Consider the following 13,890-nt stretch of genomic DNA (forward strand, 5'->3'; position numbering starts at 1 on the left):
CCGGCAGGATGAATCCGCGCCCGCCGGGTTGACGGTACGGGCGGCCGCGGCGGAGCGGGCCGGGGGCCACGAACTCCCGTCCGGTCGCGGGCGGAACTCCGCCCGCCCGCGACCGGGCAAGGGAAACTACGCGAGGCGCGTCCGGATCGTCTCGGTCACCTCGGACAGGGCGACAGCCGTCTGCTCGCCGGACTCCATGTCCTTGAGCTGCACGACGCCCTCGGCCAGGTCGCGCTCGCCGGCCACGACGGTGAACCGCGCGCCCGACCGGTTGGCGCTCTTCATCGCGCCCTTGAGCCCGCGCCCCCCGAACGCGAAGTCCGCGGCCACGCCCTCGCGGCGCAGCTGCGTGACGACGGCGAACAGCTTCCGCCGCGCCTCCTCGCCGAGCGGTACGGCGAAGACACTGGTGGTGGAGGGCAGTTCGAGCTCGATGCCCTCCGCCTCCAGGGCGAGCACGGTGCGGTCCACGCCGAGCGCCCAGCCCACCGACGGGAGCGCCGGGCCGCCGATCATCTCGGAGAGGCCGTCGTACCGTCCGCCGCCGCCCACCGCCGACTGCGAGCCCAGTCCGTCGTGGACGAACTCGAAGGTGGTGCGGGTGTAGTAGTCGAGCCCGCGGACGAGCTTCTCGTCGTCCTCGTACACCACGCCCGCCGCGTTGAGGAGGTCGCGGACCTCCTCGTGGTACGCCTTGCAGGCGTCGCAGAGGTAGTCGCGCAGCACCGGGGCGCCGGTCAGCTGCTTCTGGACCTCGGGGCGCTTGTCGTCGAGGACCCGGAGCGGGTTGATCTCGATGCGGCGGCGGGTCTCCTCGTCCAGGTCGAGCTCGCGCAGGAAGCCCTGGAGCGCGTCGCGGTAGACGGGCCGACACTCCTTGTCACCCAGCGAGTTCAGCAGGATGCGGAATTCGCGCAGTCCCAGCGCGCGGTACGCCTGGTCGGCCAGGATGATCAGCTCGGCGTCCAGCGCCGGGTCCTCCGCGCCGATGGCCTCGGCTCCGACCTGCGAGAAGTGGCGGTAACGGCCCTTCTGCGGACGCTCGTAGCGGTAGTACGAACCGGAGTACCAGAGCTTCACCGGCAGGTTGCCGAGCTTGTGGAGGTTGGCCTCCAGGGCGGCGCGCAGCACGGACGCGGTGCCCTCGGGGCGCAGCGCCAGCTCGTCGCCGCCCTTGGTCGTGAGGGTGTACATCTCCTTGCTCACGATGTCGGTGGACTCTCCGACGCCTCGGGAGAAGAGGGCCACGTCCTCGAAGCCGGGGGTCTCGATGTAGCCGTAGCCGGAGTTCCTCAGCGGCGCGGAGATCGCCTCGCGCACCGCGAGGTACTTCGCGGAGTCGGGCGGGGTCAGGTCGTACGTGCCCTTGGGGGCCTTGAAGGTGCTCACGATTTCGCTCTCGTCACATTCCTCGTCGGGGCGCGTCCATACCGTGCAGATACGGATTGGTGGCGCGCTCGCGGCCGATGGTCGTCTGGGGGCCGTGGCCGGACAGCACCACGGTCGAGTCGTCGAGCGGCAGGCACACACGGGCCAGCGACTCGAGCAGCTCGGCGTGGTCGCCGCCGGGCAGGTCGGTGCGTCCGACGGAGCCGGCGAAGAGCAGGTCGCCCGAGAAGAGGACCTGCGGAACCTCCGCGGCCTCGGGCATCCTGAACGTCACCGACCCCTTGGTATGGCCGGGCGCATGTGAGACACCGAACTCCAGACCGGCCAGCGTCAGCCGGGCACCGTCGGTCAGCTCCCTGACGTCGTCCGGCTCCCCCACCGTCAGCTCGCCCATGAGCGGCATCCCGATGGAGCGGCCGAGGGCCTTCTCCGGGTCGCTCATCATGTAACGGTCCTCGGGGTGGATCCAGGCAGGGACGTCATGCGCGCCGCACACCGGGACGACCGAGGCGACGTGGTCGATGTGGCCGTGGGTGAGCACGACGGCGACGGGCTTCAGCCGATGCTTCCTCAGCGCTTCCTCGACCCCGGACGTGGCCTGATGGCCCGGGTCGATGATCACGCACTCCTCACCCGCGGCGGGGGCGACCAGGTAACAGTTGGTCCCCCAGGCCCCGGCGGGGAACCCGGCAATGAGCACGATCGTCCTTAATGGTCGTCCGACGAGGGGTCGCGGCTACGAGGTCGCAGCAGTTCAGAGCCTACCGGCGCTCCTCATTCCACAGCTAACCCATATACGGTACGGGGCAACTCAGGCCCGATCACACGACGTACAAGGAGATCACCCGGTGGTCAGCAGCGATCAGCGGCGGCGGCAGCTCGCCAGGGAGAAGTTCGAGCGGCAGCAGCAGCGCCGGGAGGAGGCTCGCCGCCGGACCCGGCGTCTGACGGTCATCATCACCTCCGCGGTGGCCGTGGTGGCCGTCATAGGCGGCGTCACGTACTTCGCCACCGGCGACGACGACGGCAAGAAGGACAAGACCGACGCGGCCGCGAGCGCGAGCCCGTCGGCGTCGGCGTCCCCCTCGGCGAGCGAGAAGAGTGCGCCCGAGCCGGCGATGAAGATCGACAAGAAGGCGAAGTACACCCTGTCGCTCAAGACGAGCCAGGGCGACATCGCGTTCACGATGGACGCGGCGAAGACCCCGCACACGGCGAACTCCTTCAAGTCGCTCGCCGACAAGGGGTTCTTCGACGGCACGAAGTGTCACCGGCTGACCACGGACGGCATTTTCGTCCTCCAGTGCGGCGACCCGAAGGGCGACGGCACCGGCGGTCCCGGCTACACGATCCCGGACGAGAACCTGACCGCGCTGGGCAAGGCGGGCAAGGACGGCACGGTGACCTACCCGGCGGGGACGGTGGCGATGGCCAACACGGGCCAGGCGCACACCGGCGGCAGCCAGTTCTTCCTCGTCTACAAGGACAGCAAACTGCCGCCCACCTACACGCCGTTCGGCACGATGGACGAGGCTTCGCTGAAGGCCGTCGAGGCCGTCGGCAAGGCGGGTGTCACCGGCGGCGCCGCCGACGGTGCGCCGAAGAAGGCCGTGAACATCTCGAAGGCGGCCGTCGACAAGGCGTGAGCCCCGGCGGGCCCGGCGTGATCCGCACCACAGGCACCCTGCGCGGGGCCGGATAATTTCGGCCGCGCGGAGTGCGGACAGCCGGGCGGCCCGTCGCCTAGATTGGCGTTGTGCAGGGCGGGCGCTGCCCGCCCCAGGAAACTGTGGACGATGCCAGGGGGGCGAACCCTCTCGCGGGCATCAGGTGGAGGAGGCGCTGTGAGCAGCGACCCGTGGGGCCGTGTCGATGAGACGGGCACCGTGTACGTGCGTACAGCCGACGGCGAGCAGGTCGTCGGATCGTGGCAGGCCGGTTCTCCGGCGGAGGCCCTGGCCTACTTCGAGCGCAAGTACGAGGGCATTGTGGTCGAGATCGGCCTCCTTGAGCGGCGGGTGAAGACCACCGATCTGTCCGCGAAGGACGCGACGGCCGCCATCGAGCATCTGCGGGCGCAGGTCGACGAGCACCATGCCGTCGGCGACCTCGACGCGCTGCGCAAGCGGCTGGACGCCCTGGTGGCGACGGTCGACTCGCGGCGCGAGGAGCGCAAGGCCCAGAAGGCGAAGCAGACCGACGAGGCGAAGCACGCCAAGGAGGCGCTGGTCGTCGAGGCCGAGGAGCTGGCGCAGAGCGAGCAGTGGCGTTCCGCGGGCGAGCGGCTCCGTGCCCTCGTCGACACGTGGAAGGGACTGCCGCGGCTCGACCGCAAGTCGGACGACGAGCTGTGGCACCGCTTCTCCCATGCGCGCTCGGCGTTCTCCAAGCGCCGCAAGGCCCACTTCGCCTCGCTGGACGCCCAGCGCGAGGAGGCCCGCAAGGCCAAGGAGAAGCTGGTCGTCGAGGCCGAGTCGCTGTCCCGCTCCTCTGACTGGGGCACGACGGCTGCCCGCTACCGCGACCTGATGACCGAGTGGAAGGCCGCGGGCCGCGCCCAGCGCGAGGCCGAGGACGATCTGTGGAACCGTTTCCGCGGTGCCCAGGACGTCTTCTTCGCCGCACGCGGTGAGGTGTTCGCCGAGCGGGACGCGGAGCAGGGCGAGAACCTCAAGCTCAAGGAGGAGCTCGCGGTCGAGGCCGAGAAGCTGGTGCCCGTGAAGGACCTGAAGGCCTCCAGGGCGGCGTTCCGGGCCATCAACGAGCGCTGGGAGGCCATCGGCCATGTGCCGCGTGACGCCCGCCCGAAGATCGAGGCGCGGATGCACACGGTGGAGCGGGCGCTCCAGGAGGCCGAGGAGTCGGAGTGGCGCCGGACCAACCCGGAGGCACGTGCGCGTGCCGCGGGTCTGACCGGACAGCTCCAGTCGGCCGTGGACAAGCTGCGTGCCCAGATCGACACGGCGCGCACCTCGGGCAACAACGCCCGTGCGGACAAGCTCGCCCGCGAGCTCGAGGGCCGGCAGGCGCTCCTGGACCAGGCTCTGAAGGGCCTGGAGGAGTTCGGCGGCTGAGACCAGGTTCGCCGGTTTCTGTCGTGAAGGGTCCCTCCGCCGGTGGCGGAGGGACCCTTCACATACGGCGCGGGGGCCGTGCGCCACGCGAGGGGCCGCACGGCCCGTCGGACGGCCCGGGTCAGGGCCGGCGGGCCGAGGTCACCCGGTAGACGTCGTAGACGCCCTCGACGCCACGTACGGCCTTCAGGACATGCCCCAGGTGCTTCGGGTCGCCCATCTCGAAGGTGAACCGCGAGGTGGCCACCCGGTCGCGGGAGGTCTGCACGGCGGCGGACAGGATGTTGACGTGCTGGTCGGACAGGATCCGGGTGACGTCCGAGAGCAGCCTGGACCGGTCCAGCGCCTCGACCTGGATGGCGACGAGGAAGACCGAGGACTGGGTGGGCGCCCATTCGACCTCGAGGATCCGCTCCGGCTCCTGCGAGAGCGAGTCGACGTTGACGCAGTCCGCCCGGTGGACGGAGACTCCGCTGCCCCGGGTGACGAACCCGATGATCGGATCTCCGGGGACGGGCGTACAGCAGCGGGCCAGCTTGACCCAGACGTCCTCGACGCCCTTGACGACGACGCCGGGGTCGGCGTTCGCCCGGCGCTTGTTGCGTCCGTGCGAGGGCGGCGAGCTCTCCGCGAGGTCCTCGTTGGCCTCGTCCTGGCCGCCGAGCGCCTGGACCAGCTTCTGCACGACGCCGGCCGCCGCGACATGTCCCTCGCCGATCGCGGCGTACAGGGACGAGATGTCGGGGTAGCGCATCTCGTGGGCGAGGGTGACCAGTGAGTCGCCGGTCAGGATCCGCTGGATCGGCAGGTTCTGCTTGCGCATGGCCCGCGCGATGGCGTCCTTGCCCTGTTCGATCGCCTCGTCCCGGCGCTCCTTGGAGAACCAGGCGCGGATCTTGTTGCGTGCCCGCGGCGACTTGACGAACCCGAGCCAGTCACGGGAGGGGCCGGCACCGGCCGCCTTGGAGGTGAAGACCTCCACCAGATCGCCGTTGTCGAGCGTGGACTCCAGCGGTACGAGCCGCCCGTTGACCCGGGCTCCTATGGTCCGGTGGCCGACCTCCGTATGGACGGCGTACGCGAAGTCGACCGGTGTCGCCCCTGCCGGGAGCGCTATCACGTCGCCCTTCGGTGTGAAGACGAAGACCTCGTTGCGCGAGAGGTCGAACCGCAGGGACTCCAGGAACTCGCTGGGGTCCTCGGTCTCCTTCTGCCAGTCCAGGAGCTGGCGCAGCCACGCCATGTCGTTGACGGTGTCCTGGCCGCGGCCGGTGTTCTTGGGGACGTCGGTGCGCACCTTGGAGGCGCCCGCGACGGCCTCCTGCTTGTACTTCCAGTGCGCGGCGATGCCGTACTCGGCGCGGCGGTGCATGTCGAACGTACGGATCTGCAGCTCGACGGGCTTGCCGCTGGGACCGATCACCGTGGTGTGCAGCGACTGGTACATGTTGAACTTGGGCATCGCGATGTAGTCCTTGAACCGGCCGGGGACCGGATTCCACCGCGCGTGGACGGTGCCGAGCGCCGCGTAGCAGTCGCGGACGGTGTCGACGAGGACACGGATGCCCACCAGGTCGTAGATCTCGGCGAAGTCCCGGCCCCGCACGATCATCTTCTGGTAGACGCTGTAGTAGTGCTTCGGCCGACCGGTGACGGTGGCCTTGATCCGGGCGGCGCGCAGGTCGGACTGGACCTCGTCGGTCACTATGGCGAGGTACTCGTCGCGCTTGGGCGCCCGCTCGGCGACGAGGCGGACGATCTCGTCGTACATCTTCGGGTAGAGGATCGCGAAGGCGAGGTCCTCCAGCTCCCACTTGATGGTGTTCATGCCCAGGCGGTGGGCGAGCGGGGCGTAGATCTCCAGCGTCTCGCGGGCCTTCTTCTCCTGCTTCTCCCGCTTGAGGTAGCGCATGGTGCGCATGTTGTGCAGCCGGTCGGCGAGCTTGATGACCAGCACCCTGGGGTCCTTGGCCATCGCGACGACCATCTTGCGCACGGTCTCGGCCTGCGCCGCCTCGCCGAACTTGACCTTGTCCAGCTTGGTCACGCCGTCGACCAGCAGGGCGACCTGGTCCCCGAAGTCGCGGCGCAGGGTGTCCAGGCCGTACTCGGTGTCCTCGACCGTGTCGTGCAGCAGCCCCGCCATCAGAGTGGCCGGATCCATACCCAGCTCGGCCAGGATCGTGGTCACGGCGAGCGGGTGGGTGATGTAAGGGTCGCCGCTCTTGCGCTTCTGGCCGCGGTGCCAGCGCTCGGCGACCTGGTAGGCGCGCTCGATCTGGCGGAGCGTGGCGGTCTCGATCTTGGCGTCGTTGCTGCGGACGGTACGCAGCAGCGGTTCGAGGACCGGGTTGTACGGGCTGGAGCGCTGGACGCCGAGGCGGGCCAGCCTGGCCCGGACCCGGTTGGAGGAGCCGCCGCCGGTGCGGGCCACCGGGCCTGCGGGCGCCGACGCGGCGGGCTTCGCCGGGGGCTTCGGTGCCGTCGGGGGCGGCGAGACGGGCGCGGCCGGCTGGGCGGGGGAAGCGGGCGCGGGCCCGTTCGCCTCCGCGGGGGCCGGGCCCGTGCCGGGCTCCGGCGCGGGAGGCTTCGGCTTCTCCGCGGGCTGCTGCTTCGCGGGCGTGGCTGGGGCCGCCGCGGGCTTGTCGGGCTGCGGGGCGGCGACTGGCTGGGCCTCGTCTGGCAAGAGCGCTCCTCGTGCGGATCCGGACACCCGGAAAGACCATCGTAACGACCTTGCGGCCGCGCCTCCCCCGGGGACCGTGAGAGCCCGCACCACGCGAAGCGGGCACCCGGTTGTTCCCGGGTGCCCGCTTCCGTGCGTGTGATGCGGTGCCGCGTGCGGTCCGCCGGCGCTCAGACCGTGATCAGGGCCTCCAGCGGAGCGCCCTGCAGGCTCTCCTCCAGGCGGGCCCGGCCGGCCAGGAACCCCAGTTCCATGAGGACGGCGACGCCGACGACCCGGGCCCCGGCCCGCCGGATCAGTTCCAGCGAGGCACCGGCGGTGCCGCCGGTGGCCAGGACGTCGTCGATGACCATGATCCGGTCGTCGGCGGACAGGTCCTCGGCGTGGATCTCGATCTCCGCGGTGCCGTACTCCAGCTCGTAGGACTGGCTGAGCGTGGCGCCCGGCAGCTTTCCGGCCTTGCGGACGGGGACGAAGCCGAGCCCGGCCCGGACCGCGACCGGTGCGGCCAGGATGAAGCCGCGGGCCTCCAGGCCGACGATCTTCGTGGCGCCGTGCCGTACGCACAGTTCCGCGAGGGCGTCGGTGAGGGCGGTGAAGGCCACCGGGTCCGCGAGCAGCGGGGTGATGTCCTTGAACACCACTCCCGGCTTCGGGTAGTCCGCCACGTCACGGATCCGGCTGAGCAGGAGGTCCCTCGTGCTCGCGGTGGTGCTGCTGGTCATCGACGCTTCCCCGGGGTCCGGCCGTGGCCCCTGGGGGGCTCCTGGCGCTGGCCGACGACCGCTGCGGCGGGTTCGACGTCCGCGGGGACGCCCTCGTCCGCCTGCTCCGCCTCGGAGAGCTCGCCCTTGGCGGCCGCTGCCGCGCGCTTGGCGAGCACCCGCTTCTTCAGGGCCTTCATCTGCGGGTCGCGTTCCTTGAGGTCGGCGACGAGCGGAGTGGCGATGAAGATCGAGGAGTACGCACCGGCGGCGAGGCCGACGAAGAGTGCCAGGGAGATGTCGTTCAGCATGCCGGCGCCGAGGACGCCGCCACCGATGAACAGCAGACCGGCGACCGGCAGCAGGGCGACGATCGTGGTGTTGATCGAGCGGACCAGCGTGCCGTTGATGGAGCGGTTGGCGATCTCGCTGTACGTCCACCGGGTCTGCTTGGTGATCCCCTTCGTGCCCTCCTTGAGGCTGTCGAAGACGACGACCGTGTCGTAGAGGGAGTAACCGAGAATCGTCAGCAGACCGATCACGGTGCCCGGGGTGACCTCGAAGCCGACCAGCGCGTAGACCCCGACCGTGATGGTGATGTCGTGGATCAGCGCGACCAGGGCCGCGATGGCCATGCGCCATTCGAAGGCGATGGCCAGATAGATCACGACCAGGACCATGAAGACGCCGAGTCCGGTCCAGGCCTTGTTGGCGATCTGCTCACCCCAGCTGGGGCCGACCAGGTCGGCGGCGATCTTCTCCTCGGAGACGTCGAGGCCCTTGGAGAGGTCGACCTTGATCGCGTCCGACTTCGAGGTGTCGACCTCGGTGATCTGGATGCGCAGTCCGCCGTTGCCCAGCTTCTGGACGATGGCCTGGTGGCCCGAGGACGTCGCCGCCAGTTCCTCCGCCTTGGCGACGGAGACGCTCGTCTTCGGGGTGGTGAAGACGGCGCCGCCCTTGAACTCGATGCCCATGTTCAGGCCGCTGACCGCCAGGCCGACGATGGCCGTGATGGTGATCAGGATCGAGATGCCGTACCAGATCTTGCGGTTGCCGATGAAGTCGTAGCCGACCTCGCCGCGGTAGAGACGGGCGCCGAGATTGCCGAGTCGCGACATCTCACGCCTCCTTCGGGTCGGTGGGGGCGTTGACACGGCGCGAACGACGCAGCGGCGGCTTGGCGCCGAGCCGCTTCGGGTCCAGTCCGGACCACGGGTGACCGCTCGAGAAGAACTTCTTGCGGGCCATCAGCGTCATGACGGGCTTGGTGAAGAGGAACACCACGACCACGTCGAGCAGGGTGGTGAGACCCAGCGTGAACGCGAAGCCCTGGACCTTGCCGACGGTGACGACGAACAGCACCGCGGCGGCGAGGAACGACACGAAGTCGGAGACCAGGATCGTGCGCCGGGCACGCGGCCAGGCCCGTTCGACGGCGGGCCGGAGCGTACGGCCCTCGCGGATCTCGTCACGGATGCGTTCGAAGTACACGATGAACGAGTCCGCGGTGATTCCGATCGCCACGATGGCGCCGCACACAGCGGGCAGGTTCAGCGCGAATCCGATGGCCGGTCCGAGCAGCGACATGATCGTGTACGTCAGGATGCCGGACACCAGGAGGCTGAGGAGCGCGATGAGCGCCAGCCCGCGGTAGTAGGCCACCAGGTAGATGATGACCAGGACCAGGCCGATGGCACCGGCGATCAGGCCCGCCTCGAGCTGCTCCCCGCCGAGTGCGGCGGTGACGGTGGTGACGCTCTGCTCCTGGAAGGAGAGCGGCAGCGCACCGTAGGAGAGCACGTTGGCCAGGTCCTCGGCGGACTGCTGGGTGAAGCTGCCGGAGATCTCGGCGTCGGCGCTCAGCGCCTCCCTGACGGAGGGCGCAGAGACCACTTCGCCGTCGAGCGCGATGGCGAACTGGTTCTGCGGGGACTGCTGCTGCGCGAGCGTGCCGGTGATCTTCTGGAACTTCTTGGCGCCGCCGCCGGTGAAGCCCATCTGAACGATCCACTGACCGTTGTTCTGGTTGATGGCCGCCTTCGCGGTCTTCACGTCCGTGCCGTCGACCTCGGCCGGGCCGAGCACGTACTTGGCGCTGCCGTCCTGCTCACAGGCGATCACCGTGTCGGTGGCCTTGGAGCCCAGGGCCGCCTTGGAACGGCCGGCCTTGGTGGAGCAGTCGAGCGCCTCGAACCGCTTCTGCAGCTTGGCGGCCGCCGCCTGCTCCTCGGCGGACGCCGTGGGCGTGCCGCTCGCCTTCGGAGTGGGCGTGGAGTCGGCCTTCAGGGCGCCGGTGACCGCGCGGCCCTGGGTGGTGGCGCTCGGGCTCGGCTTGTCGGACGGGCTCGTCGCCTTGTCCGAGGCGGAGGAGCTCGGCGATGCCGACGGGCTGGCCTTGCCGGACGACGAGGCGCTGGGTGTCGGGGTGGGCGCACCCTGGGCGACGGTCAGCACCGGCCGGAAGTAGAGCTTGGCGGTCGTACCGACCTGCTCCCGGGCCTGGGCGGAGTTCGTGCCCTTGGGGATGTTGACAATGATGTTGCTCTTGCCCTGGGTCTGGACCTCTGCCTCGGAGACGCCGAGACCGTTGACGCGGCGTTCCATGATCTGGACCGCCGTGTCCATGTTGGTCTTGTTGACCGCCGACTCCTGGCCGGGCTCGGCCTTCGCCTCCAGCGTGATGGACGTGCCACCCGCCAGGTCGATGCCGAGTCGCGGCGTCGGCTGATCAGCCAGGAACATCCCGCCGGTGAGCGCGACCATGGCGATCAGGATCAGAGCCAGGGAACGCCCCGGCCTGCCCTGACCACCGGCCGGCGCTCGGCCCTTCTTCGGTGCTGCCACCTTTTCGTTTCTCCCTGTCCAACCGCCCCGCGCCGGGTACGCGCCCAAGCGGCCACGAAGTGTAGTGGGGACCCGCCCCCGCAGAAGACCGCACGGTCCGGGGACTGCCGGATGCCTGTGGGCTCACGGCATCCCCGGGTCGTGTGCTACTTCGCGTCGGCCTCGCCGTCGGCCTTGCCATCGGACTTCTTGTCGGCCTGGGTGTCGGCCGGCTCGGTGTCGTCCGCCTCGGCCTTCTTGCCCAGATCGATCTTCGCGTCGTCGGCGTCGGCGTCGTCCTTGGCCTCGTCGAGCTCGGTCAGCGAAGAGGCGTCGTCGGGCACGACGGCACCGTCGACGTCGAGCTCCTCCTCCTCGTCACCGTGGACGATGCGGTTGTACTCCGCGTCGTCGAGGACGGCACCGATGGAGTTCTTCGCATAGACGGCATGGACACCGGGAGCGATCTCAAGGAGGACCGAGTCGTCGTGAAGCTCCTTGACGGTGGCGTACATGCCCCCGATCGTCCGGACGCCGGTACCGGGCTGCATTTCATTGCGCATGTTCGCAGCCGCCGCCTGCTTCTTCTTGGCGGACCGCGTCATCAGGAACATGGCCCCGATGAGCACGATGAAGGGGAGGAGAGTCACGGGATTCACGGGACGAGTTTCCTTCGCACGACCGCGCTGGAAGGCGGCCTGGTCTACGGGGGTGGGTACACCGACCTTTAAGGGCGGCATCGGCGGAGTCTAAGCGAGTCCGCATCGATGGAACAACGCCCAGCATGGCACCCGGGTTCCTCTGCAGGCCAACCTGTGATGCATCACGCCCCGAACAGGCCCTGTTGTCCCTTTCCGCCTTGCTGCGGCGGAACCAGCCCGAGGTGGGCCCAGGCAGCCGGTGTGGCGACCCGGCCGCGCGGTGTCCTGGCCAGGAGGCCCTCCCGCACCAGGAAGGGCTCGGCGACCTCCTCGACCGTCTCGCGTTCCTCCCCCACGGCGACCGCGAGGGTTGACAGGCCGACCGGACCGCCGCCGAAGAGCTTCATCAGGGCGCCGAGCACCGCCCGGTCCAGCCGGTCGAGACCGCGGGCGTCGACCTCGTACACCCGCAGGGCCGCCGCGGCGATGTCCCGGTCGATCCTGCCGTCGGCCTTGACCTGGGCGTAGTCCCGGACGCGGCGCAGCAGCCGGTTGGCGATGCGGGGCGTGCCACGGGAGCGGCCGGCGATCTCCGCGGCGCCCTCCACGTCTATCGCGACGTCGAGGAGCCGGGCCGAGCGGTGAATCACCCTTTCCAGTTCGACGGGGGTGTAGAACTCCATGTGCCCGGTGAAGCCGAAGCGGTCGCGCAGCGGGGGCGGCAGGAGCCCTGCCCTGGTGGTGGCGCCGACCAGGGTGAAGGGTGGCAGCTCCAGCGGGATGGCGGTGGCGCCCGGTCCCTTGCCGACGATCACGTCGACCCGGAAGTCCTCCATCGCCATGTAGAGCATTTCCTCGGCGGGCCGCGACATCCGGTGGATCTCGTCGAGGAAGAGGACCTCGCCCTCCTGGAGCGAGGAGAGGATGGCCGCCAGATCGCCCGCGTGCTGGATGGCGGGGCCGGAGGTGATCCGGATCGGCGCGTTCATCTCTGCTGCGATGATCATGGAGAGGGTGGTCTTGCCCAGGCCGGGGGCGCCGGAGAGCAGCACGTGGTCGGCGGTGGCGCCGCGGGCGAGGGCCGCCTTGAGGACCAGGTCGAGCTGTTCGCGCACCGTCTCCTGGCCGACGAACTCGTCGAGGTCCTTGGGGCGCAGTGCCGCCTCGACGGCGGTGTCCTCGCCGTCCGCGCCGGCGTCGACGAGGCGCTCGTCCACGAGCTCGTCGGTGTCGGGTCGGGTCTCGTCCCAGTTCATCGCGTCAGTCCCGCCTCGGGTGTTTCGGTGCCGGGCCGTGCGGTGCCCGGTCCGGGGTGGAGAAGGGTGTCCTCCGGGGTCGCTCAGCGCGCGCGGTTGAGCGTCTGCAGGGCGGCGCGCAGCAGCTGCGGTACGGGCGGCTGCGCGCCCTCCGCGAGGGCCGCCTCCGCCTGCGGGGCCACGGCGGACACCGCCTCGTCGGCCTCGCGGGTCGCGTAGCCGAGGCCGATCAGGGCGGCCTGCAGCTGGTCCCGCCAGGAGGAGGAGACCGCGGTGCCGATGCCCTGCTGGCCGATGTGGGCGCCGACGGGCTCGCCGAGCCTGTCCTTGAGTTCGAGCAGGAGCTTCTGCGCGCCCTTCTTGCCGATGCCGGAGACCGCGGTGAGCGCCTTCTCGTCCCCGGTGGACACGGCGATGCGCAGGGCATCCGGGCTGTGCGTGGCGAGCATGGCCTGGGCGAGGCGGGGGCCGACCCCGCTCGCGGTCTGGAGGAGCTCGAAGGTCTGCCGCTCGTCGTCGTCGGTGAAGCCGTAGAGCGTGAGGGAGTCCTCCCGTACGACGAGGGAGGTGGCGAGCTTGGCCTCCTTGCCGATGCGGAGACCGGCGAGGGTGTTCGGCGCGCACTGGACGGCCATGCCGATGCCGCCGACCTCGATCACGGCTGTGGTCGGGGCGAGAGCGGCCACGGGGCCGCTGACGAAGGCGATCATCGGGGGACCTTCCGGACGGGAGCTGTTGCGGAGCGCGGAATGCGCGGGGTACGGGCCGCGGCCGCAGCCGCGTGCGCCTGCTGGAGGCGGTTGACCGCCGGGGCGCGCCAGATGTGACAGATGGCGAGGGCGAGGGCGTCGGCCGCGTCGGCCGGTTTCGGCGGGGCGTCCAGCCGCAGGAGCCGGGTGACCATCGCGCCGATCTGGGCCTTGTCCGCGCGGCCGCTGCCGGTGACGGCGGCCTTGACCTCGCTGGGCGTGTGCAGGGCCACGGGGATGCCGCGGCGGGACGCGCAGAGCATGGCGACCGCGCTGGCCTGGGCCGTGCCCATCACCGTACGGACGTTGTGCTGGGCGAACACCCGCTCGACGGCGACGTATTCGGGCCGGTGCTCGTCGAGCCACTCCTCGATGCCGCGCTCGATGGCCACCAGCCGGTGTCCGAGCTCCGCGTCGGACGGGGTGCGCACGACTCCGACGCCGAGCATCGTCAGGGGACGGCCCGCGACGCCCTCGACGACGCCGATGCCGCACCGGGTCAGCCCGGGGTCCACACCGAGTACCCGCATGGGTCGCCCCCTCCCTGCCGTTCGGTCAACTGTTC

At 70.3% G+C, this 13,890-nt stretch carries 12 protein-coding genes; 2 read left to right on the forward strand and 10 right to left on the reverse strand.

Annotation, left to right across the window (positions count from 1 at the left end; genetic code table 11):
* Window positions 1-126 precede the first annotated feature (126 nt).
* A complete protein-coding gene (gene hisS, locus ACIQM0_RS11970) occupies window positions 127-1,389 on the reverse strand; it encodes a histidine--tRNA ligase (RefSeq protein ID WP_363027718.1) in 1,263 nt (420 codons plus the stop codon).
* Window positions 1,390-1,402: 13 nt separating this feature from the next.
* Entirely contained in the window at window positions 1,403-2,089 is a 687-nt protein-coding gene (locus tag ACIQM0_RS11975) for an MBL fold metallo-hydrolase (protein WP_401285868.1), read from the reverse strand.
* Window positions 2,090-2,237: 148 nt separating this feature from the next.
* On the opposite strand from ACIQM0_RS11975, the gene ACIQM0_RS11980 reads away from it, so the two are divergent.
* Together ACIQM0_RS11980 and ACIQM0_RS11985 are read left to right on the forward strand one after the other, a co-directional pair.
* Window positions 2,238-3,035 (forward strand): peptidylprolyl isomerase, encoded by a 798-nt coding sequence (locus tag ACIQM0_RS11980; protein ID WP_401285869.1) that lies wholly within the window; start codon window positions 2,238-2,240, stop codon window positions 3,033-3,035.
* A 198-nt stretch (window positions 3,036-3,233) separates the two neighbouring features.
* Window positions 3,234-4,463 carry a DUF349 domain-containing protein gene (locus tag ACIQM0_RS11985; RefSeq protein WP_401285870.1) on the forward strand — a complete coding sequence of 410 codons (1,230 nt, stop codon included), beginning with the start codon at window positions 3,234-3,236 and terminating at the stop codon, window positions 4,461-4,463.
* A gap of 121 nt (window positions 4,464-4,584) precedes the next feature.
* On the opposite strand, the gene ACIQM0_RS11990 is transcribed toward ACIQM0_RS11985, so the two are convergent.
* The 8 genes from ACIQM0_RS11990 to ruvC form a co-directional block, all read right to left on the reverse strand.
* A complete protein-coding gene (locus ACIQM0_RS11990) occupies window positions 4,585-7,149 on the reverse strand; it encodes a RelA/SpoT family protein (RefSeq protein ID WP_401285871.1) in 2,565 nt (854 codons plus the stop codon).
* 170 nt (window positions 7,150-7,319) lie between these two features.
* Window positions 7,320-7,874: an adenine phosphoribosyltransferase gene (locus ACIQM0_RS11995; RefSeq protein ID WP_401285872.1), complete on the reverse strand. Its 555-nt coding sequence runs from the start codon at window positions 7,872-7,874 to the stop codon at window positions 7,320-7,322.
* Window positions 7,871-8,974 (reverse strand): protein translocase subunit SecF, encoded by a 1,104-nt coding sequence (secF, locus tag ACIQM0_RS12000; protein ID WP_401285873.1) that lies wholly within the window; start codon window positions 8,972-8,974, stop codon window positions 7,871-7,873. Before secF ends, ACIQM0_RS11995 begins: the two co-directional genes overlap by 4 nt.
* A 1-nt stretch (window position 8,975) precedes the next feature.
* Window positions 8,976-10,700, reverse strand: coding sequence for a protein translocase subunit SecD (secD, locus tag ACIQM0_RS12005; RefSeq protein ID WP_401285874.1), 1,725 nt, complete (start codon window positions 10,698-10,700; stop codon window positions 8,976-8,978).
* Window positions 10,701-10,846: 146 nt separating this feature from the next.
* Window positions 10,847-11,338 (reverse strand): preprotein translocase subunit YajC, encoded by a 492-nt coding sequence (yajC, locus tag ACIQM0_RS12010; RefSeq protein ID WP_401285875.1) that lies wholly within the window; start codon window positions 11,336-11,338, stop codon window positions 10,847-10,849.
* Between the two features lie 164 nt (window positions 11,339-11,502).
* Complete coding sequence (gene ruvB, locus ACIQM0_RS12015; protein ID WP_385032428.1) at window positions 11,503-12,576, reverse strand: Holliday junction branch migration DNA helicase RuvB; 1,074 nt, start codon at window positions 12,574-12,576, stop codon at window positions 11,503-11,505.
* 83 nt (window positions 12,577-12,659) lie between these two features.
* Window positions 12,660-13,286: a Holliday junction branch migration protein RuvA gene (ruvA, locus tag ACIQM0_RS12020; protein WP_401285876.1), complete on the reverse strand. Its 627-nt coding sequence runs from the start codon at window positions 13,284-13,286 to the stop codon at window positions 12,660-12,662.
* Window positions 13,283-13,855, reverse strand: coding sequence for a crossover junction endodeoxyribonuclease RuvC (gene ruvC / locus ACIQM0_RS12025; protein ID WP_401285877.1), 573 nt, complete (start codon window positions 13,853-13,855; stop codon window positions 13,283-13,285). Before ruvC ends, ruvA begins: the two co-directional genes overlap by 4 nt.
* Window positions 13,856-13,890 lie beyond the last annotated feature (35 nt).

It is taken from the genome of Streptomyces sp. NPDC091387, from assembly GCF_044756945.1.
Lineage (GTDB): Bacteria > Actinomycetota > Actinomycetes > Streptomycetales > Streptomycetaceae > Streptomyces.

What these genes read in the sequence shown, in the direction of transcription:
- ACIQM0_RS11995 (WP_401285872.1), bottom strand. Translation starts at nt 7,874, where the DNA reads ATGACCAGCAGCACCACCGCGAGCACGAGGGACCTCCTGCTCAGCCGG.
- secF (WP_401285873.1), bottom strand. Translation starts at nt 8,974, where the DNA reads ATGTCGCGACTCGGCAATCTCGGCGCCCGTCTCTACCGCGGCGAGGTC.
- ruvB (WP_385032428.1), bottom strand. Translation starts at nt 12,576, where the DNA reads ATGAACTGGGACGAGACCCGACCCGACACCGACGAGCTCGTGGACGAG.
- ruvA (WP_401285876.1), bottom strand. Translation starts at nt 13,286, where the DNA reads ATGATCGCCTTCGTCAGCGGCCCCGTGGCCGCTCTCGCCCCGACCACA.
- ruvC (WP_401285877.1), bottom strand. Translation starts at nt 13,855, where the DNA reads ATGCGGGTACTCGGTGTGGACCCCGGGCTGACCCGGTGCGGCATCGGC.